The sequence below is a fragment of the Enterobacter cloacae complex sp. HYC033_NIDB genome (assembly GCF_056673335.1).
The window spans coordinates 855,793-875,154 of sequence record NZ_CP115123.1 but is presented as its reverse complement, the minus strand read 5'-3'; the positions used below and the strand labels follow the sequence as shown (position 1 = coordinate 875,154).

The 19,362-nt window shown below is 56.2% G+C and carries 19 protein-coding genes; 8 read left to right on the top strand and 11 right to left on the bottom strand.

All coding sequences use genetic code 11. From position 1 onward, the window contains the following. Positions 1-2 precede the first annotated feature (2 nt). The 3 genes from O1721_RS04155 to O1721_RS04145 are packed head-to-tail and all read left to right on the top strand — an operon-like array spanning position 3 to position 4,044. The gene (locus tag O1721_RS04155) at positions 3-2,528 is read left to right on the top strand and encodes a fimbria/pilus outer membrane usher protein (protein ID WP_032646733.1); all 2,526 of its coding nucleotides are present in this window, start codon (positions 3-5) and stop codon (positions 2,526-2,528) included. After that, on the top strand, positions 2,519-3,037 hold the full coding sequence (locus O1721_RS04150) for a fimbrial protein (protein ID WP_022650129.1): 519 nt from the start codon (positions 2,519-2,521) through the stop codon (positions 3,035-3,037). Before O1721_RS04155 ends, O1721_RS04150 begins: the two co-directional genes overlap by 10 nt. Further along, positions 3,037-4,044, top strand: coding sequence for a fimbrial protein (locus tag O1721_RS04145; protein ID WP_032646732.1), 1,008 nt, complete (start codon positions 3,037-3,039; stop codon positions 4,042-4,044). The genes O1721_RS04150 and O1721_RS04145 overlap by 1 nt, the downstream gene beginning before the upstream one ends. A 1-nt stretch (position 4,045) precedes the next feature. Here the strand turns inward: O1721_RS04145 and O1721_RS04140 are convergent, their stop codons facing one another. Then, on the bottom strand, positions 4,046-4,570 hold the full coding sequence (locus O1721_RS04140; protein WP_015570073.1) for a lipocalin family protein: 525 nt from the start codon (positions 4,568-4,570) through the stop codon (positions 4,046-4,048). A gap of 117 nt (positions 4,571-4,687) precedes the next feature. Here O1721_RS04140 and O1721_RS04135 point away from each other — a divergent pair, with 117 nt between their 5' ends. The 5 genes from O1721_RS04135 (at position 4,688) to O1721_RS04115 (ending at position 8,965) form a co-directional block, all read left to right on the top strand. Continuing rightward, positions 4,688-5,413 carry a MerR family transcriptional regulator gene (locus tag O1721_RS04135; RefSeq protein WP_032103799.1) on the top strand — a complete coding sequence of 242 codons (726 nt, stop codon included), beginning with the start codon at positions 4,688-4,690 and terminating at the stop codon, positions 5,411-5,413. Positions 5,414-5,512: 99 nt separating this feature from the next. Beyond that, a complete protein-coding gene (gene uraH, locus O1721_RS04130; protein WP_017383647.1) occupies positions 5,513-5,923 on the top strand; it encodes a hydroxyisourate hydrolase in 411 nt (136 codons plus the stop codon). A 102-nt stretch (positions 5,924-6,025) separates the two neighbouring features. Next, positions 6,026-6,985 (top strand): YbgA family protein, encoded by a 960-nt coding sequence (locus O1721_RS04125; protein ID WP_032646730.1) that lies wholly within the window; start codon positions 6,026-6,028, stop codon positions 6,983-6,985. 146 nt (positions 6,986-7,131) lie between these two features. Further along, positions 7,132-8,220 (top strand): AAA family ATPase, encoded by a 1,089-nt coding sequence (locus O1721_RS04120; protein WP_032646728.1) that lies wholly within the window; start codon positions 7,132-7,134, stop codon positions 8,218-8,220. A 262-nt stretch (positions 8,221-8,482) separates the two neighbouring features. Further along, positions 8,483-8,965, top strand: coding sequence for an Hcp family type VI secretion system effector (locus O1721_RS04115; RefSeq protein ID WP_023298995.1), 483 nt, complete (start codon positions 8,483-8,485; stop codon positions 8,963-8,965). Positions 8,966-8,989: 24 nt separating this feature from the next. Here the strand turns inward: O1721_RS04115 and O1721_RS04110 are convergent, their stop codons facing one another. The 10 genes from O1721_RS04110 to O1721_RS04065 form a co-directional block, all read right to left on the bottom strand. Continuing rightward, positions 8,990-9,307 (bottom strand): DUF1493 family protein, encoded by a 318-nt coding sequence (locus O1721_RS04110; protein WP_015570079.1) that lies wholly within the window; start codon positions 9,305-9,307, stop codon positions 8,990-8,992. Further along, positions 9,307-9,759 (bottom strand): STM2901 family protein, encoded by a 453-nt coding sequence (locus O1721_RS04105; protein WP_032646726.1) that lies wholly within the window; start codon positions 9,757-9,759, stop codon positions 9,307-9,309. The genes O1721_RS04110 and O1721_RS04105 overlap by 1 nt, the downstream gene beginning before the upstream one ends. Before the next feature lie 123 nt (positions 9,760-9,882). After that, positions 9,883-11,133 carry an HlyD family secretion protein gene (locus O1721_RS04100; protein ID WP_017693988.1) on the bottom strand — a complete coding sequence of 417 codons (1,251 nt, stop codon included), beginning with the start codon at positions 11,131-11,133 and terminating at the stop codon, positions 9,883-9,885. 6 nt (positions 11,134-11,139) lie between these two features. Further along, on the bottom strand, positions 11,140-11,889 hold the full coding sequence (locus tag O1721_RS04095; RefSeq protein WP_017694789.1) for a hypothetical protein: 750 nt from the start codon (positions 11,887-11,889) through the stop codon (positions 11,140-11,142). Next, complete coding sequence (locus O1721_RS04090) at positions 11,886-13,982, bottom strand: peptidase domain-containing ABC transporter (protein ID WP_017383654.1); 2,097 nt, start codon at positions 13,980-13,982, stop codon at positions 11,886-11,888. The genes O1721_RS04095 and O1721_RS04090 overlap by 4 nt, the downstream gene beginning before the upstream one ends. A 67-nt stretch (positions 13,983-14,049) precedes the next feature. Beyond that, positions 14,050-14,235 carry a hypothetical protein gene (locus O1721_RS04085; RefSeq protein ID WP_001196016.1) on the bottom strand — a complete coding sequence of 62 codons (186 nt, stop codon included), beginning with the start codon at positions 14,233-14,235 and terminating at the stop codon, positions 14,050-14,052. Positions 14,236-14,258: 23 nt separating this feature from the next. Further along, positions 14,259-14,453, bottom strand: coding sequence for a hypothetical protein (locus O1721_RS04080; RefSeq protein ID WP_013094846.1), 195 nt, complete (start codon positions 14,451-14,453; stop codon positions 14,259-14,261). A gap of 73 nt (positions 14,454-14,526) precedes the next feature. After that, positions 14,527-15,180: a hypothetical protein gene (locus tag O1721_RS04075; RefSeq protein WP_006812468.1), complete on the bottom strand. Its 654-nt coding sequence runs from the start codon at positions 15,178-15,180 to the stop codon at positions 14,527-14,529. A 6-nt stretch (positions 15,181-15,186) separates the two neighbouring features. After that, the gene (locus O1721_RS04070; RefSeq protein WP_023302845.1) at positions 15,187-16,785 is read right to left on the bottom strand and encodes a hypothetical protein; all 1,599 of its coding nucleotides are present in this window, start codon (positions 16,783-16,785) and stop codon (positions 15,187-15,189) included. Next, positions 16,763-19,357, bottom strand: coding sequence for a CS1-pili formation C-terminal domain-containing protein (locus O1721_RS04065; protein WP_032646723.1), 2,595 nt, complete (start codon positions 19,355-19,357; stop codon positions 16,763-16,765). The genes O1721_RS04070 and O1721_RS04065 overlap by 23 nt, the downstream gene beginning before the upstream one ends. Positions 19,358-19,362 lie beyond the last annotated feature (5 nt).

Genomic DNA, 19,362 nt, shown 5'->3' with positions numbered 1-19,362 from the left:
ACATGAAAATTAAAATCCTGTGCGCCACGGCGATCGCCCTGGTGATTCGGCAAGCCGTGGCTGCCGAAAGCGAGCTGCAATTTAATCCTGCGTTTCTCAACGGCGAGCGCGCCAACAGCGCCGATCTCGCCTGGGTCAACGCCGGGAGCGCGTTGCCGCCGGGCGAGTACAATCTTAACGTGTATATCAACACCCAGTTCGCGTTCACAGGTAACGTCACGTTTCGCGTCGCTGAAAACACCGTCGGTGAAGCCCTGCCGTGCCTTACGCCTGCGCAATTCGCCGCACTTGGCATCGACAGCCGTCAGGCTAAAGGGGGTGAGCTGCCGCCTGCGCAACGCTGCATTTTTTTAACCCGGTCATTCGCCGATACCCGGTTTGATTTTGACCAGAGGACGCTTACCCTCAACTTCACCGTGCCGCAAAGCGCGATGCGCGCTCTGCCGCGCGGGTACGTCAGCCCGGAGAGCTGGGAGTCCGGCATCCCTGCCGCGTGGCTGAACTATGTGGTCAATGGCGCGAATAATGACTACCGGGGCGAGACGCGCACGCGGGAACAACAGCTGTTTGTGAGCCTGAACAGCGGCGCCAACCTGGGCGCATGGCGGCTGCGTGATTTCACCACGTGGACCAAAGAGAGTAACGAGCTCACCCACGTCCAGACCTGGCTACAGCGGGATATCCGCGCCCTGCGTGCCCAGGTTTACGCCGGTGAAACGTTCACCTCCTCGCAGGTGTTTGACGCCATTGGCCTGCGTGGGATTGCCCTGAAGACCGATGACAATATGTTGCCCGCCAGCCTGAGCGGTTACGCGCCCGAAGTGCGCGGCATCGCGCGCGGCAATGCCACGGTGACGGTTCGCCAGAACGGTAACGTCATCTATCAAACCTCCGTTCCGCCGGGGGCGTTTGTGCTGAAAGATCTCTATCCGACCTCTTCCGGCGGCGATCTCGCGGTCACCATTCAGGAGAGCGACGGCAGCCAGACGCAATACACCCTGCCCTTTGCCAGCGTGCCGAATCTGGTGCGTAACGGTCAGGTCAAATATGCTCTGGGGGCAGGGAAATACCGCCCTGCGGGCGATCAGATCTCGCCCTCCTTCGCGCAGGGCGAGCTGTTCCTGGGCTGGCGATACGGCCTCACGTTTTATGGCGGGGCGCAGTTTTCCGATCGCTACAACGGCCTGGCCTTCGGTATCGGGCAGAATCTCGGCCGCTTTGGCGCCTACTCCCTCGACCTCACCCATGCCCGCAGCCAGCTGGCTGATAATCAGCACTACACCGGTGATTCGGTGCGCCTGCGGTACAGCAAGCTGCTGAACAATATCGGTACGCGGGTCAATTTCTTCTCGCTGCGTTACTCAACGGCAGGGTTTTATACCCTCAGCGATACCACTTACAAAGGCATGGCGGGCGGAGCGCCAAAACAGACCGTGGAAGAGGATGGCACCGTCACCACTCACTACGACACGGTTTACAACCTGCATATGTCGCGTAAGGCAAAAAATCAGCTGCTGTTGTCGCAGCCGATGGGCGAATACGGCGCGCTGTCGCTGTCCTGGGATCAACAAACCTACTGGAATACGTCAAAAACCACGCAAAGTTTGCAGTTCGCGTGGAACGCGACGTTTCGTAACCTGTCGCTTGGCATCAGCGCCCAGCGTAGCTCTGGCCTGTACGACAACAAGAAAGACAATATCCTCGCGTTGTCCCTGTCGGTGCCGCTGGGTAACCCGGCGCTGTCGACCCGTCTCCGTTTTACCGCTACCCATGCGGATCCCGCCGGCACCACCGCCAGTACCGGTGTCAGTGGTTATCTGCCGGGGCAGGAGAATCTTTTCTATAGCGTCAACCAGCGCTACAGCGCGCAGCAGCACTACGGCGGCGATGCCGCGCTGCAATACGAGGGCGCGTGGGGAGACTATAACCTGGGCTACAGCTACGCCGGTGACTCCCGCAACCTCAGCTACGGGATGAGCGGCGGTGCGGTGCTGCATGAGGATGGTCTGACGCTGAGCCAGCCGCTCGGGAACACCAATATCCTGGTGAAAGCCTCGGGCGCCAGCCATGTCGCCGTGCTCAACCACAAGGGCATCAAAACCGACAGCCGGGGCTATGCGGTGATCCCGTACGCCACGCCGTATCGCGTTAATCAGGTTGCGCTGGATGTCACCACCGTGGGCAATGACGTGGAACTTGAGAACGCCATCGCCAATAAAATCCCCACCGACGGGGCACTGGTTCTCGCCACCCTCACCACGCGTCAGGGGGCAAAAGCGATGTTTATCGTACGTCACGCTAAAGACGTGCTCCCCTTCGGTACGCTGGTCTCGTCAGAGGATGACAAAGCCAGCGGTATCGTCGGCGACGGCGGCAGCGTGTATCTGACCGGCCTGTCAGCGCAGGGAACATTGCATGCCGTATGGGCACGCGACAGCGCCCAGCGCTGCACGATCCGCTATGCGCTGAACCCGCAGAATTATCACGCCCGCACCGGGCTTTTTTCCCAGGAGGTCATATGTCAGTAACCGTCCGGTTCCTCCCCCTGATCCTGCTGATGGTCATCACCGTTCCCGCGCGCGGCTATGACGTGCTGGTTTCCGTGACCGGCAACGTGATCGGCAATACCTGCATTGTCTCGGAAGATTCGAAGGAGCAAAACGTGCCGCTGGGCACCCTCGGCGTGAAGCAATTTAGCGAGGCGGGGGCGGTCAGCAATATCAAAACGCCCTTCACGCTCACCCTTGAAGCGTGCGGCCCCACCTTTGCTGGCGTGAAAATCCGCTTCAGCGGTACGCCGGATGACGAGAACCCGCAGCTTCTGAAAGTCGCAGACGGCGGCGCGACCGGCGTGGCGGTGCAGATTCTGGATAAAGACAGCGTACTTATCCCGCTGGACACCCAAACCGCTGCTTACGGCGCGGCGGGGGATGACAGCGTAAAAATGACCTTCTATGCGCGACTGGCCGCCACGGGTGCGCCGGTCAATGCCGGAGACGTTTCGGCAGTGGCGACCTGGACGACGGAGTATCAATAATGCGTTTACTGTTTTTAGCCCTGTTTTTCATGTCCTCTCAGGCGCTTGCCCTCTCCTGGACATCGGATATCACCCTTTCGCCAACGCCCATGTCGTGGTCCGGCCCGGCAGACTCCATCGTGCCTGGAAAGACGATCGGCTCTGAATGGAGCGCCACTGCGAGCGTCTCGGAAGTGTTCTGGTGCGGCCTGGTATTTACCTGCACCAAAGGGACGCTGGAGCCGAGCAGCAGTATAACCGCCACCGGCATCACGGTTATTCTTGATGGCGCAAATTACATGGTATTTGAAACGGGCGTGCCCGGCATCGGCTTCATTCTTGGGCTTAAAGATTATAACGGCACCACCTATGTCCCGATGCAGACGGGCATTACGCAGAGCTATCCGGCGGATGGGACTAACGGTTACGCCACCGCACTGGGCTGGTCGGCAAAAGTGACGTTTATCAAGACCGGCGTTCCGCTGAAATCCGGCGTATACCAGACCCCGACCATTAACGCGGCGATCCTGACGGCCTATAACAACGAAGTGAAAACCGCGCAGGTGATCATCAACCCCACCACCATCACGGTGACGGCAAGCGGCTGCACGGTAGGCACAAAAAGCGCCAACGTCGACCTGGGCACCATTGATATTCACACGCTGCCCAGCGTAGGCAGCACCTCGCCGTCGGGGGAGTTTAACGTCAGCCTGACCTGCGATGAGAACGTGGCGGTTAACGCAGTGATGACCGATCAGACCACACCGTCAAATACCTCGTCGGTCGTGACGCTGACCGGGGACTCCACGGCCTCCGGCATTGGCGTACAGTTTTTCTATAACGGTACCGGGCCGCTTATGATGGGGCCGGACAGCTCGTCCGCAGGTACGACGGGACAGTTTTTCATCCAGACCACCAGCTCGGCACAAACGCTGTCCCTGCCGTTCCAGGCGCAGTACATCCGAACCGGTGAACTGGTCCCCGGCTCGGCCAACGCCCTGGCAAGCATCACCTTTTCGTATCAGTAGGTTAGTGCTTCACCCACACCAGCTGATCGACCCGGAAGCCCAGCTCGCGTGCGGTGTTCAGGTAGTCCTGTTTTACCGCATCCGGAATGGTCGGGGTGCGCGATAAAATCCACAGATAGTCGCGGTTCGGGCCGCTGACCAGCGCGTACTGGTACTTATCGTCCAGCTTGATCACGTTATAGCCGCCGTAGAACGGGCCGAAGAACGATACCTTCAGCGCAGCCGTGGTCGGTTCGCCGGTAAAGTACGCCTTTCCTTCGCTCTCATTCCATTTTTTCTTCACCGGATCGTAGCCGCGGTTCAGTACGCTGATACCGCCATCGCTACGCTTGCCGTACGTCGCGGTGACCTGTTCCAGACCGCGCTCGAAGCGATTTTCCAGTCGGGCGACTTCATACCATTTGCCGAGATAGCGGCTGGCATCAAAGCCGGTAATGGGCTGCACGCCTTTCGGCGGCGTGGGAGATTTACAGGCAACCAGCGTCAGCGCAATGGCGACACCGGTAACGACAGGCCATAGCCTCATGAGAACTCCTTTCATTTACGCGGTTGGACGTTAAGTGTAGCGCACCCGTGCGGCGCTTCATCCCGTCGGGGAATATTCGTAGTATATTGAGACAACTCCTTCTCTTCGGATGCAGACATGGCTTACTCCATCGGCGAATTCGCCAGACTCAGCGGCATCACCGCCACCACGCTGCGGGCGTGGCAGCGACGCTATGGCTTGCTCAAACCCGAGCGTACGGACGGCGGTCACCGCCTGTACAGCGATGAGGACGTTCAGCAGGCGCTGAAAATCCTCGACTGGGTAAAAAAAGGCGTACCCATCGGTCAGGTAAAATCACTGCTGGAACGCCCTGCGCCGCGCCGCGCCAATAACTGGCAAACCCTGCAACAGGCCATGCTGCAAAAGTTGCAGGAGGGGAAAATTGAGTCCCTGCGTCAGATGATTTACGACGCCGGACGCGAATACCCAAGGCCAGAGCTGGTCACTAACGTGCTGCGTCCGTTGCGCAGCCAGATATCGGCCAACGTCGCCGCCGCCATGACGCTGCGTGAGATCCTCGACGGCATCCTCATCGCCTATACCTCGTTTTGCCTTGAGGGCGATAAAAAAGCGCCGGGCGATAACATCCTCATCAGCGGCTGGCATCTGAACGACCCCTGTGAGATCTGGCTAGAAGCTCTGACGCGCACCGGCCAGGGCCACCGCATCGACATACTGCCGGTTCCCCCTGCCGCGCTGGCCCCGGAAATTTTCCCGGACCGCAAATGGCTGCTGGTCACCAGCGGTAAACTTACCGCCGTGCGGAAAAAGCAGGTTGCGCAGTGGCAGCAGCAGGTTTCCCTTGAGGTGATTATCCTCTGATTATTTTCTGCTGAGGCAATCTTCACGAAAAGTTGAATATTTTTTCGCACAGCGAGTGCTAACGTTTTCCTGTCACCGACAACTCAACAGGAAAACACGATGAAAAAGACACTCCCTCTGATGATGCTGGCTACAATGGCTTTCGCGCCTGCCGCGTTCAGCGCCCCGGCAGGCACCCTGAGCGTCCACGTTCTGGACCAGCAAACCGGTATGCCGCCAGCGGATGTGGCCGTCACGCTGGAGAAGCAGGAGCAGGACAAGTGGACCCCGATTGCCAGCGGTAAAACCGACCACGACGGGCGCATCAAATCGCTCTATCCGCAGGATCAGGATATGGCGCCTGGCGTGTATAAAGTGACCTTCAAAACCGCCGATTACTTCCACGGTAAAAAGCTGGACTCCTTCTTCCCGGAAGTGCCGGTGCTGTTCACCGTCACCCGCACCAATGAAAAACTGCACATCCCGCTTCTGCTCAGCCAGTACGGTTACTCAACCTACAAGGGCAGCTGATTGCTCTTGATTTTAAAGACGATTTAAAAATAATCCCGCCAATACTTGGACAAATACGCATTGTTGTGTAACTTTTAGGTATGAGATCGGGAGGTGCACACCATGACAACAAAACCTGTGCTGGGTATTAGCGGATGTTTGACCGGTTCCGCCGTTCGCTTTGACGGCGGGCATAAGCGTATGGGCTTTGTGATGGATGAGCTGGCGCAGTGGGTCGCTTTCCGTCCGGTATGCCCTGAAATGGCTATCGGCCTGCCCACGCCTCGTCCGGCGCTGCGTCTGGTGATGACCACCGGCGGCGAGACAGAAATGCGGTTCAGCAAAGCGCCGCACGATGACGTCACGCAGAAGATGGCCGCATTTACGGCAGATTATCTGCCGAAAATCGGCGATCTGGCGGGTTTTATCGTCTGTGCAAAATCCCCCAGCTGCGGCATGGAGCGCGTGCGGCTGTACGACGAAAACGGCAACCGGGGCCGCAAGGAGGGTGTCGGGCTGTTCACCGCCGCCCTCCTTGAAACTTTCCCCTGGCTGCCCGTCGAAGAAGACGGTCGCCTGCACGATCCGGTACTGCGGGAAAACTTTGTTGAGCGCGTTTTCGCTCTCCACGAACTGAACGTAATGCGTAAAAATGGCCTGACGCGCCGTGCCCTGCTGGACTTTCACAGCCGCTATAAGCTTCAGCTTCTGGCGCACCATCAGGCAGGCTACCGTGAAATTGGCCCGTTCGTGGCATCACTGCACGAGTGGGACGATCTGGACGCGTTTTTCGTGGCCTATCGCGACAAGCTGATGACCATTCTGAAAAAACCCGCTTCGCGGAAGAATCACACTAACGTGCTGATGCACATTCAGGGCTATTTCCGTAACCAGCTGAACAGCCGCCAGCGTGGAGAACTGCGTGATGTGATCCTGCATTACCGGGACGGGCTGCTGCCGATCCTCGCGCCGCTGACGCTGCTGAAGCATTATCTGGCTGAATACCCTGACCGGTATCTGATGACGCAAAACTACTTTGATCCCTATCCTGATGATTTGGGTCTGCGTCTGGCCGTTACCTGATAAGAAAGAAGCGAAGGCCCTGTTGATCCACAGAGGCCCAAAGCAGTACCCCGTTTAGACGACACCCTCACTGTCGTCTTTTTTTTGCGCTCAGCGTAAAATACTGTAATTCTGTACAGGTTAAGCGTGCACAGCGGAGTACCCCGATGATCAAAAATTTGCATATTCAGAACTACCGCTCAATTCGCGATATGTCGCTTGAGCTGGAACAGCTCAATATCGTGTTCGGCCCCAACGGCACCGGAAAATCTAATATTTATAAAGCGATTTACCTGATGCACAGCGCGGCGCAGGGGCAATTCTCCCAGGCGCTGGCGAACGAGGGGGGAATTTTGAAAGTGTTCTGGGCGGGAAAAACCCGCAGCGACCAGCTGCGACGCATGAACCTGGCGGTGGAAACGGAAACCTATGAATATGAGCTTCAGGTCGGGTTCGTGGAAAAGCTGCCCTACCCCTCACAGTTTCAGCTCGATCCGGTGATCAAGGAGGAATCTATCTGGCTCGGCGGACAGCACCGTCGCCCGTCGTCACAGCTGATGAAGCGTAAGAATCAGGCGGTATTCCTGAACAACGTGCATCACGAAAAAGTGACCCACAGCGGTACGCTGTATGAGAACGAGTCGGTGTTCGGTCAGCTCGGTGAACCGCACCTCTACCCCGAAGTGTCGCAGATGCGCGAGTCCCTGCGTAACTGGCGATTTTATCACGAGTTTTCCGTCTCATCCGGCTCGGCGATCCGTGCGCCGCAGGTAGGCTTTCGTTCCCCGGTGCTGGCCAGCGACGGCGCGAACCTGGCCGCCGCGTTTCAGACCATTGTCGAAATTGGCGACGAGCTGCTGCTGATGCGCATTCTCGACCAGGCCTTCCCCGGCTGCGCGTTTTACAGCGACAACACCGGCGGGCGCTTCCGCATGATGATGCAGCGCGAGGGGCTGAGCAGACCGCTGGAACCGGCAGAGTTCTCCGACGGCACGCTGCGTTTTTTGTGCCTGGCGGTGGCGCTGTTAAGCCCGCGCCCTCCCGCATTCATCGCCCTCAACGAACCGGAAAACAGCCTGCATCCGCAGATGCTGCCCGCCCTGGCAAGCCTCATTGCCGAGGCCAGCCGCTATTCGCAGATCTGGCTCACCAGCCACTCGCCGGAGCTGGCGCATTTGATTGAGAAGCACCGATCGTTTTCGCTGTATCAGCTGTCGATGGCGGAGGGGGAGACGAGGATGGAGAGGCTGGGGTAATTGCCATCCTCACCGGTAGTGCTGAGAGAACCGCTTTTTATCTTTTCTGGAAGCGTTATAAGTTAACTCCTTATTTTGGTTAAAATTTGCCTGGTCAATGTCTTAAAAGGACATCGATTGGGTGTAAACATGATCTGGTTTCACCTTTCCATGCGTATAGCGGACATACGCTGGAGCGTATTGACATACTTGATGGAAAGGATAGGTATGGGGTTTTAAAGCACAATAATGACGTTATTCAACAAAATAAGGAAATAGAGAAATGTCTATACCAGCATACTTATGGCTTAAGGACGACGGCGGAGCATTAATCAAAGGCGGAGTTGATGTTCAGCACAGAGAGTGCAGCATTGAGGTAAAAGGGTTCCACCACAACCTCATGATCCCAACAGATAACGCAACCGGCAAAATAACCGGTACACGTATGCATTCCCCTATGCTGATCATTAAAGAATTCGACTGCTCTAGCCCATATCTTTATAAAGCAGTTGCGACAGGTCAAAGCCTGGTGTCAGCAGAAATAAAATGGTATCGGATCAACTACTCTGGACAGGAAGAGGAATACTTCAACATGCTGCTTGAAGGCGTGCGAATAGTTTCGATTTCACCAGCAATGGCACCAGGGGATAACCCTAACGAAAACCATATGGAAACGGTCGAACTGCGTTACGAGAAGATTACCTGGAAGCATAACGACGGGAACATTATCTTCAGCGATGCATGGAACGAACGCCAGTCAGCATAGAACGCACAAGGGGCGCTTAGCCCCTTAATCATACAACCAGCGCCCCGCTTTGGCAGACTCAATAATCATTTCGAGCGTTAGCGGCTTGTACTGACGATCTCGAAACTTCTTTCTAAGCCCAAACTGGTACCAAAAAAGCTCGGGCTCAAAGTAGTTATCCATGACAAAGTTGCTGTGCTCAATTTCATACCGGTTGAATAGGTCGAGCAGCATCTCCTCCAGATCTTCAGGGACGAGGTTAAAATGCTCCTGGAAGGTCCATTCCTTAAGGGCAGGACGCTTACGTTCACTGTAATTTTCAGTGATGTAATCTAAAAACTCTTGCTCATCCGGCAACAACATTAGAAATAAGTCCAGGCAATCCGATCTTTCGGTCGGGCAATGAGGTTGTACTTGTTTCTGGTTTCTCTGGCAACTAGGGCAAAGATAATTACCGCCTGGGCATAGCCAACAAAGGGAACTGCTCTTCCCACGACGGCCCCAACCTTATTTGTCTGTCTGGTTTTACCCATACCGATGATCGTCTCCACTCTCATGCCTTCAGGAAAGTGGACCCCCTTTAAAATGCGACGCGCTACCTTAGACGCGATACTTGTACGCGAACCGGACGCACCCAATACCTTACGCTTGGGTAATATAGGCTGCCCCGCCAGGATTGTTGCAGCAGTCTCCACAGTTACGCCCAGATGGTTCGCCAGACCCTCAGCGAATATCAGCAAAAATAGCTCCTGTGGGGTTACGTTCGCATTCCCGTGATAGAAATACGTCCCGCCAGATTCCTCTACTGTGTCCATAGCATAATCCATTAATTAAAGAGATAAAGGTTAAACCCTTATCTTTATTAAGGATAACAAGGCAATACCACTTTGATTAAATTCAGAAAAGTGCCTGCATAAATGCTTTAAAATGAAATCGGGTCAATCGATAAACCGCTTGCGTACCCTTTCCAGCGGCGCAATCAGCAGATTGATAAGCGGCTTACGATCGATAACGATATCGGCGTTCACCGTCATTCCGCCCATCAGCATGCGCTTTTTCTTGTCCGGGTCGGTAAACCAGGAGGGGACGCGCACTTTAGCCAGGTAGTAGTTCTGCCCCTCCTGGAGCGGGATCAGCGCCGAATGGGCATCAATGTTTACCTCATAGAAATCGGACAGCGTTGCCTCCACGGAACCGTATTTGTCCACGGGCCACGAGTCGAAGCGCAGCTTGACCTTATCGCCTTTCGCCACGCGCCCCACCCCCGTTGCCGGAACATACAGGTACCCCTCCATCGTCGCCGCGGTATTTTTACGGATCACCACTACCACCTCGCTATTTTGCGTAATGGCCCGGCCAGGTGGGAAGTTAATCGCCACCACGTAACCATCGGAAGGGGCCAGCATCGCCATGGTGGAACTTCCCCGGCTGGACAGGTTGCGGTCAATTTCGCTGATACGGTTTTTCACATACAGCTGCTCTTCGCTCAGAGAGTCAATTTGCGACTGGGTGCTGTCGGTCAGGCTGGTTTTTCGTGCCTCAAGCTCAAGAATAGTGCTCTCCTCCAGCGTCAGGTTGAGCTGCGCATTGAGCACATCGTTGTGGCTTTTATCGAGATCCACTTTGGAGACATAGCCCTTCCCGGAGACGGATTTCCACGCCTCGTAGGTGTCGGTGCTGTTTTTTAACAACGCGCGCAGCTTCTTCACCTTATCGCGGGAAACGGCGATCTGCTTGTCGGTGAGAGCCAGCTGCTGCGCCAGATTTTTGCGATACGACGCAATCGAGTCCTCAATGGCCTGGATGCGCTGCTCGCTGCGCTTCTTCTCCGCTTCCATCTGCTGGCGGTCAAACTGCACCACCGAGCCCTGCTTGCCGCCATAGTCCTGCGACACGGTGAACAGCGGATCGTTTTCCTTCACGTACTGGCCCGGCCGTACGGCAAAATCCACAAGCGTACCGGACTCTCTGGCGCGGACTTCCACATCGCCCTGCGCCGGGATCAGCACCCCGCGTGCCAGCGTGGTTTCCGAAAAGTTAAAGACAATCGCAAAGACCAGCAGGCAGAGAAAAAAGGTGATGAACAAGGTCAGCACGGCTTTCAGCCGTGGCGCGTTGATGTGATAGCTTTTTGAGAAATGATGCGGGATCAGCGCCCGCCGCTGTCGGCTTCGGTTTTTTAATTTCACGATATGTCATCCATGATAAATCACTGAAAGATCGTCCCATGCACTCCAGAGCGTGGGGGTTTTGCGCAGCGCGTTCAGCGTGTCGGCGGCGGCCTGGCGGTAATCCTCTGGCGCATACGCCTGACTCTCCAGCCCAAACTCCGCCGCGTGCAGCGAACAGATCGGCAGCAGCGTTCGGACGCTGTAGCCATAGCGCGATAAAAACCGCGTTGAGACATCCGTTAACCACGCCTTTTGATCCCCTGCCTGGGTGGAGAACAGCGGCGCATCCGGCAGGCGTTCGTCCATCAGCAGCACCGTCACCAGGCGGTGAGGGGCAAAAAACGAGCTGGCGCGTCGGCCTTCGTGCGCGGCCATCAGCTTATGCAGCGCAGGGTGACGGGTAATAAACTGAAAGCGCACATCGGCTGGCGCGGTGGCGAGCAGCGCATCCACGATCAGACCAAAGCCCGCCCAGCGCATTCCCAGAAGCAGGGTGCGAGATGAACTGTAAAACGCCTGCTCCTGCGTCCACTGCGCCACGTACGCGTGCAGATCGAAGCGGACGTTGCGCGCCCAAAGCGCGGGCGGGAAGATCTGCTCCACGAAGTTAAACCCGCTCAGCTCATGGGCGTTCTGATGCAGAAAATCAGCCGGGACATCGGTCTCCGGGCAGCGCATAAACTGGCTGTAGTTTTGCGTGATCCGGTTTGCCAGCAGCGTGCGCCCGGCCTGGCGCGCGCAGAGTCGCGCATAGAGACGCGGCAGAAACATCATTGCTCACTCTCCCGCAGGGTGCCGTTTTCCATGGTATAGAGACGCCCCTGGCAGCCCACCACGTCCGGCGAGTGGGTGACAAACACCAGGCCAATCCCCAGGCTACGCAGGTTCGCCAGCACTTTCTGCGCGGTCGTTTTATCCAGGTTCGCCGTCACTTCGTCACAGAGCAGAAGCTTAGGCTGGCTGTACAGGGCGCGCGCCAGAACCAGACGCTGCATCTCCCCGGCAGAGAAAAAGGTGTTCCCCGGCAGCATCTCCGTTTCGTAGCCGTGCGGCAGCCTGGCGACGACGTGGTCCACCTCCGCCAGCCGACACGCGGCAATGACCTGCTCTTTATCCGGTGCGCTGTCAAAGCAGGCGATGTTGTCCAGAATCGAGCCGGTAAAGAGAATATCGTCCGCATGGACGATGCGGATGTGCTGACGCAGCGAGGAAAGATCGCACTCCTCAATGGGGATCTTATTGATCCGCAGCGTGCCAGACGATGCCAGCAGCATGCCGGAGATCAGACGCAGCAGCGTGGTTTTTCCCGACCCGCTCTGGCCCACAATCACCGCTTCTTCGCCCTGCTTCAGGGTCATATTGATATGCTGTAGCGTGGCCTCCCGGCCAGGATAGGCAAATGAGACATCCTCAAATTGCAGACAGACCGGCGAGGTGACAATCCGCTTCCCAAACTGGCTGGTTTCAGAGGGGGCAAACAGCAGGTCGCCCACGCGATCCAGCGGCCCCTTGAGGGCATTTTTGTCCAGCAGCTTCTGCGCCACCTGCACCATGGCATCGGAAAAATAGCGCTTATAGCTGATATAGGCGTAAAGCATCCCGATGCTCATCTGCCCTTCCAGGATCAACCACGCGCCAAAGCAGACCACCAGCAGCTGCTCGGCATTGATCACCAGCAGCGAAGCCACGTCAAAGCGGGCCAGCAGCCGCTCTTTACGCATCAGCCCGGCGATGTGTTCGCGCTGGGATTTATCCATCACCGCATCCCGGGCCTGCTCCATATTGTTCGCTTTGAGCGTAATGATCCCTTTCTGCGTCTCCACCAGCAGGGATTCATACTGGGCGGTGCGCTCGATGGAGTCATCCACCGCGCGTTGATAGGGGCCGATCAGCGAAAAGCGGATCAGGAAAAACACGCCCATCAGCAGCATCGTCAGCAGCGCAATTTTGACGTTATACAGCAGCATAAACAGCAGGCTGGTGACGGCGATCAGGCTGGAAAAGAGAATTTGCACGTAACCATTGCTGATGAACTCCGCGCAGGCGTGGAGCGATTTTTCAATGGCCAGCACGATGCCCGGCGGGCGCGAGCGGAACCAGCTGGTCTGGGTGCGCAGCATGTAGTGGCGCACGGACTGGCTTAAATCGTCATAGGCAATGTTACGCATCAGGATCTCAAGCAACTGCTTGAGGAATTTACCGATGACTTCAAAGATAAAGACGATAGCGAAGATCGCGGTGAGCAGGATCACCAGATCGCTGTCGCTGCGGGAAATGGCCTCATCCATAATCAGCTGCACGTAGGTGGGGCTTGCCAGCATGGTGATGAGGGTAAAAATACAGAGCACAAACAGCAGCAGCTGGCGCTGGAACAGGCTCGGGGATTTATTGGCTAACCGGCCAAGCGTGAGCTTTTCATCCGGGGATTTCTTTTCGAAGCACGGCGTGGGCTTAAGCTCAAGAACATAGCCGGAAAAGAGTTTTTCCGCCTCTTTCAGACGGTAACGACGCACGCCGCTGGCGGGGTCGTGAACGGTCACGCTGCGGCTGTCGATCTTCACGATGACCACGAAATGGTTGCCGCGCCAGAAGGCGATGAGCGGCAGCTCAGACGTTTCTATTTCAGTGATTTCGCCTTTAAGCACCCGGCCAGACATATTTTTATCGCTGGCAAGGGTCATCAATTCCGCCATTGAGGTTCCCGCATCGGCGGAAACGGAAATCTCCCGGCGCAGCTGGCTGACGGAGACATGGTGGTCGTAGTGCCCCAACACCATCGCCAGGCAGGCCAGTCCACATTCGGTAAATTCATGCTGGCGAATAACAGGGGTCTTACCCTGTTTTTTATACTGAAAGAGCGAAAACATAATGATCCGTGGCTGAAATAAAAAAATGGCCCGGCAATGCGGGCCATGCGTACAACGTGCTTCTCGCTTAGGCGCTGAAGAAACCGCCGATGAAGCCGCCCACCAGGCCGAACACGCCGCCGATGGTGCCGCCCAGCGCGCCTAACATCTGGCTGCCCGCGTTATAGCCCGCGCTTGCGCCCTGAATAGCGGCAGCAAACGGATCCCAACCACCGATGATGGCCTGTGCTTTTTTGAAATCAATAACTTGCATGAGTCTTTTCCTGTTAACGTGAATTAGTTGTAGCTACCAACCAGCGCACCCAGGAAGCCCATTGCGCCACCCAGAATTCCGCCAACCACACCGCCAACCATGCCCATGATGCTTGCGCCGGTGTCGTAACCCAGCTGTGCACCTTTAACCAGACCAGCGAACGGGTTTAACGCGCCACCGATAATGTCTTTCGCTTCTACGAATGAAATCGCTTTCATTTTTATCTCCTGTAGTGATGGATCTTTAGCATGATGCTAAAGGCTAATTTCCTTTTATGAAGGAAAGCGGTTGCTACGGGCAGGTGGTAAGCGGAATGATTTTATTGCCATAAATAATCATCCGCCTTGCAGCCTGCCCGGCATTATCTATTTCCAGCCGTTGCCCCGGCGGAATATATTTTGAATTGTTGTATTGCGTACTGCACCCGACCGAGGAAACATATTTAAAATAGGTATTCCCGGTATTACTCACCACCCCGTTGCTAAACGCATAATCAAAATGTCGTGTCCATGGACGGACAATCAAAATAGCCTCAAGCGAGACCACCACATCCGACTGGATGCGCTGGCCTTTGCGCGTGATAACCTTTGCCTGGAGCGGCGTCTCGGTGAATTTTACGCGATAGTATCGCTCTTTGTTGTCATGCGGGCCGGTATAATAAAATTTAAAACCCGCGCGTTCACCGCTCCCCAGCGTTAATTGCTTAGGCGAATACATGACTTCGCCGTCTTTTATTTCGGTTTCTTTTCCCTTCTCTTTAGGAACGTCTACCTGAATAAGCGAAACGGTATAATTCTGACGTTCGCTGGTATCGTTTTTTATCGGCTGAAAAACAACTTCTCTTTCGGGAAGAAAATCAATATTCAGACTTTCGATAATTAAAGCATTTGCCCCTGTGGAAATGAAGCAATTTATTGCAAAAATAGCCAGGAATTTTCCAGTCATGGTTGATTAATTCCAGGATGCGCTAACATCTATTCTTCCCTGCGCGGTCACTTCGCCAAACCAGCTATTTCCGTCATAGGTGGTTTTCGATACCGGATTATCCATAACGAACTGGAGGATCAGCGGTGTTTTCCAGAGCCACATATCGGTCACGCCGGAACTCATTTTGTCCCACTCTTCCGCATGGGTGGCCGGCGCCGGGATCGACAGTACTTCGCCTTTACAGTTGTGCGCCATCAGCGTCTGGCTTTTCCCCACCAGCACGTTGCCCGGAATGGGAACCGTGAAACCGTTGCCGCTAAAGGCGCAGTAGTCCACCCCATTCAGGCTTTGGGTAGGCCCGGTGACTTTTACCGTGACCGCAATCGCCGCATCTTTTTGCGCCCCGCTGTAGGTGATGGTGTAGGGGATCTCAATGGGCGCTTCGCCGATAATGCCTTTCCCGGAGCCGCCCAGACCGTCAGGATCGAGGGTGTAATCCGGGTTGTCTGGCACAATCTCCAGCCCGGGCTCGATAGGGTTAATCACCAGGCCGCCCCCCGGCTGGAAGCAGAAATCCGCCGCCAGCGAGCTGTTGCCGGGCGTCAGACACAGGCTGACGATATTGCCAATGTTGCTGCCGTCACCCGCCTGCGCCACGCTCAGAATTAACGCTTTCGGCAAAAAGATTTTAAGGGACGCTTTGCCGCCGTTTTTCTGCGGCGCTGCAAGGAAGGTGTTCGCCAGGACACGCGTATCGCTCAGGATACCGCCGGAGATACTGTACCAGGTGTTTTCATCGAAGGTCAGCTCGGCGGCAAGCCCGGTGCCGCCGCTCATGTGCGATTGCAGCACGCTGTTGACGCGGGAAGAGGTAAGCGCCAGCCCCCCGTTGTAACCGGAGATATCCTCCCCAACAAACGTGTATTCGAGCAGGTCGCACAGGACGCCAGAGACCGTGTTGCGGGTGTATTTGGTGCAGGTGGCCCCCGTTGATCCATCGACAATCGTCACCTCACCGCTGATCGGGTCAATCCCCAGGTTAAGCGCCCTGGCGTTGGTCATGGTCAGCGTGCCCACCTTGTGAAGCGTATTGGTGGTGGTCACTTTGTTGATGGAGCTGATTTGCGGCGTGGAGGTGATGGTCACTTCATCCCCTGGCGCGGCGTTGAGCAGATAGTTAAAGAACGGATCGCCCAGGACCCAGCGCCCGTATGACGTGCCGGGCTCCATCACCGGCGGCTTAACCACCATCGACGTGTCGGTATAGCTGGTCGTCGGGGTGTACCCCGTGTTGCCGCAGGACGAGGAACACGCCGTCCCTTTGAAGAACGGAGAGGCGCTGGAACCGGTCACCGAAAAGTCGATGGTCAGCGCGCTGCCTGCCGGACCGCTGTAGCTGTTGTCCGGGATGTAAGTGGCGATACCGTTATTCGTTTTCGCACTCAGGGTCGGCCACTCGCGCGAACCGTGTAAAAACGCGGTCGACGTGCTGTTCAGACTAAACAGCCCCGCGCTGTTTCCCGTCCCGTTATTGTCCGGGTTATTAATGGCGAAATAGGGCAGCTCCTGCGCCTGGGCCGCCGCGCTCATCAGCAGTAAATTAAGAGCGAATATCTTTTTCATCGTCACGTTCCTGCGTTCCTTTTGCTTCCTGCCAGACGAAATCGCCTTTGTCGCAGGAGATGTCCCCGAGCCACAGCGCACCGCGGTTAGACTCGATGTCCAGGCGCACTTCGCAGACGCTGTCGTCCGGCGTGGCGATACTCAGGACAGGGTTGTTCTTATCAACGTCGATCACGAAGCGTCCGTCGTTTTCCGTCCGGGTCAGCCCGACATGGTTTTTGATCTGCATGGCGCCAACCGGGGCCCCGTTTGCATCCACAAGACGACCAAACAGGGTGACGATTTTCTTCACCTGCGGCTTCATCACCACGGTATTACCCGGATAAACCGTGATATGGCGACGCGCATTCGCGCCAATCTCATAGCTTTCCGTACCGGTTTCACTGTTCATCACTTCCAGGTCATAAGCCTGGTATGCCGGCAGCGACAGCCAGGTCTTATCCCCTTTGATGCGTTCTGCCCGGCCGTTAAGCTTCAGGGTCAGCGCTTCATCAGATTTGAGACCGGTACTGACAATCACCCCTGCGCTTTCGGTGCCTTTCCCGGCGGCGATGGCCTCTTTGGACCAGCCCACGCTGCCGTCACTGGTCAGCGTGGAGTTCCAGCCTTTACTCATGCCGCTCTGGACGCTGAGGATGTTGCTGTTCCACGGCGTGTCGAAGTTCACGCTGCCGCCGCCGCTTACGCTGCGATCCTGGCGGCTGTTAAAGGCTTTCGAGACGTTGGCGGTGGCCGATTTCAGGTAATCGCCTTCAAACTGGCGGCTGGCGCTGACGTTCAGCGCTGTGCCGGTATCGCGATTGTGGGAAACGCCAACCGACACGGTATTGCCGAGCGGTATGGCGAAATCGAGCATCACGTAACGATCTTTCTCTTCGTAATACCCGTCGTATTTGTTGCGCGACATTCCCACCCGCAGGCGCGCCGTACCGTAGCGACCGGCGTATAACCCCTGGGAGTAGTCCAGCTGATAGCGTTTATAGCGATAGAGGTCGTCTTCCTGACGCATCAGGCTCAGGTTGCCTGCCGAGGGCAGGCCGAATGACGGCAGGCTAAAGGAAGCGCCCCAGGTGTTGCCCTTGCTCTCATAGATATCCAGGAACTTGCCGCTGGAGAGCTGTTCATGGGAGTACCACACCGAGCCGATCTGCCACGGCAGGCTGAGATTCGCCCCATAGTTGGCGCGATACGTTCCGTCGGAGGCGGCCATGGTCTGGGTATTCACCGAGAAATAGCCCGTCAGGTTCAGGGAGGCCCACAGCTCGCTGACGATGTGTTCCCGCATCATGTAGGTAGAGGCGTTCCAGTCGACCATCCCGCTGCGCTTGCTGAACGAGGCTCCCACCAGCGACATGGTGTCTTTATGTTTGGTGTCGTAATCGTAGTAGTAGGTGTTATCCTGCTCGTTTTTGCGTTTCGCGTATTTTTTATAATTGACGACGGATTTATCGCGGCTATACATCCCGCCCCACATCTGCCAGCGCAGCGTTTCCGACACGTTGCTGGAGAACGGTTTATTTACGGTGTACATGCTGCGCGACACGGTGCGGCTTCCGCTCACCACTTCAACTTCGACGCTGTAGATCCCGTAGGGCAGGCTGCTGGTGTCAATTTCATGGTTGCCGACGTCAAAGCGCTGAATGCCGATAAGCTGCCCGTCACGACGAATACGGGCCTCGCCCGCCGTGGGAAAATAGACCACCACCGGCGTCAGAGAGAGCGTGTTATCGCGCTTGCGGGAGTTGGCCTGGTTGCCCATGGAAACGCCGTAGACTTCACCGCCGGAAATCCCGCTGACGCTCGCCAGAGACTGCATCGCCCAGCCGTTCAGCATGCCCGCGGCGTAGCGCATCCCCTGATAGTCGCGCTCCCACATAACCGCGTTCATCTGGGTATCGCTGCTGCTCTCGTTGACGTAGCCAGAGCCATCGATCAGCACATGATCGACGCCCATTGAGATCCAGTTTCTCGCGTTCAGATAGCCCGACGACCAGCTGTCACCGTAGCCGCTCTCGGTGTGATACGCTCCGAGGTTGTAGGAGAACGTGCCGCTCAGGTCGTCAGACTCCGGCGCATCAATGTCCACCTCACGCGGGCGAATATTCACCCCGTAGTCGCTCTGCGACAGATTCAGCAACAGGCGCATTTTTTTCTGATCCAGTTCGAACGCCGAACCCGCGCTAACCGGAATACGCATCTGGTCATCAAACTGCTTATCGTTAATGCTTTGCAGTAACGCCCGCATCTCTTTTGACAGACGAATGCCGTTATCAGACTCCTGGACCTGAACATCCCTCAGCCCCAGCTTCAGATCTTTTGCAAAGAGCGTCACGTCACCGATACGAACATATTCGCTCGCCGTGCCTTCGTGGTTCCCTTGTTGTGCTGAGTGTGGACGCGTATTCACCAGATAGACGGGAATTTTGATCCCCTGCTCCAGCAGTGCATAAAGCGAGTCGGGAAAACGGTAATTAGCGATAACCACGGAGCTTGAGGCTGCATGCGCAAGCGCGGGCAGCGTGCCGGATGCGCAAGCCATCATCACCGGCAACACTAATTTATTTTTCACCATGCATC

Excerpts from the sequence above, each read along its gene's own strand:
- O1721_RS04155 (WP_032646733.1), top strand. The coding sequence starts at position 3 with ATGAAAATTAAAATCCTGTGCGCCACGGCGATCGCCCTGGTGATTCGG.
- O1721_RS04150 (WP_022650129.1), top strand. The coding sequence starts at position 2,519 with ATGTCAGTAACCGTCCGGTTCCTCCCCCTGATCCTGCTGATGGTCATC.
- O1721_RS04145 (WP_032646732.1), top strand. The coding sequence starts at position 3,037 with ATGCGTTTACTGTTTTTAGCCCTGTTTTTCATGTCCTCTCAGGCGCTT.
- O1721_RS04140 (WP_015570073.1), bottom strand. The coding sequence starts at position 4,570 with ATGAGGCTATGGCCTGTCGTTACCGGTGTCGCCATTGCGCTGACGCTG.
- O1721_RS04135 (WP_032103799.1), top strand. The coding sequence starts at position 4,688 with ATGGCTTACTCCATCGGCGAATTCGCCAGACTCAGCGGCATCACCGCC.
- uraH (WP_017383647.1), top strand. The coding sequence starts at position 5,513 with ATGAAAAAGACACTCCCTCTGATGATGCTGGCTACAATGGCTTTCGCG.
- O1721_RS04125 (WP_032646730.1), top strand. The coding sequence starts at position 6,026 with ATGACAACAAAACCTGTGCTGGGTATTAGCGGATGTTTGACCGGTTCC.
- O1721_RS04120 (WP_032646728.1), top strand. The coding sequence starts at position 7,132 with ATGATCAAAAATTTGCATATTCAGAACTACCGCTCAATTCGCGATATG.
- O1721_RS04115 (WP_023298995.1), top strand. The coding sequence starts at position 8,483 with ATGTCTATACCAGCATACTTATGGCTTAAGGACGACGGCGGAGCATTA.
- O1721_RS04110 (WP_015570079.1), bottom strand. The coding sequence starts at position 9,307 with ATGTTGTTGCCGGATGAGCAAGAGTTTTTAGATTACATCACTGAAAAT.
- O1721_RS04105 (WP_032646726.1), bottom strand. The coding sequence starts at position 9,759 with ATGGACACAGTAGAGGAATCTGGCGGGACGTATTTCTATCACGGGAAT.
- O1721_RS04095 (WP_017694789.1), bottom strand. The coding sequence starts at position 11,889 with ATGATGTTTCTGCCGCGTCTCTATGCGCGACTCTGCGCGCGCCAGGCC.
- O1721_RS04090 (WP_017383654.1), bottom strand. The coding sequence starts at position 13,982 with ATGTTTTCGCTCTTTCAGTATAAAAAACAGGGTAAGACCCCTGTTATT.
- O1721_RS04085 (WP_001196016.1), bottom strand. The coding sequence starts at position 14,235 with ATGCAAGTTATTGATTTCAAAAAAGCACAGGCCATCATCGGTGGTTGG.
- O1721_RS04080 (WP_013094846.1), bottom strand. The coding sequence starts at position 14,453 with ATGAAAGCGATTTCATTCGTAGAAGCGAAAGACATTATCGGTGGCGCG.
- O1721_RS04075 (WP_006812468.1), bottom strand. The coding sequence starts at position 15,180 with ATGACTGGAAAATTCCTGGCTATTTTTGCAATAAATTGCTTCATTTCC.
- O1721_RS04070 (WP_023302845.1), bottom strand. The coding sequence starts at position 16,785 with ATGAAAAAGATATTCGCTCTTAATTTACTGCTGATGAGCGCGGCGGCC.
- O1721_RS04065 (WP_032646723.1), bottom strand. The coding sequence starts at position 19,357 with ATGGTGAAAAATAAATTAGTGTTGCCGGTGATGATGGCTTGCGCATCC.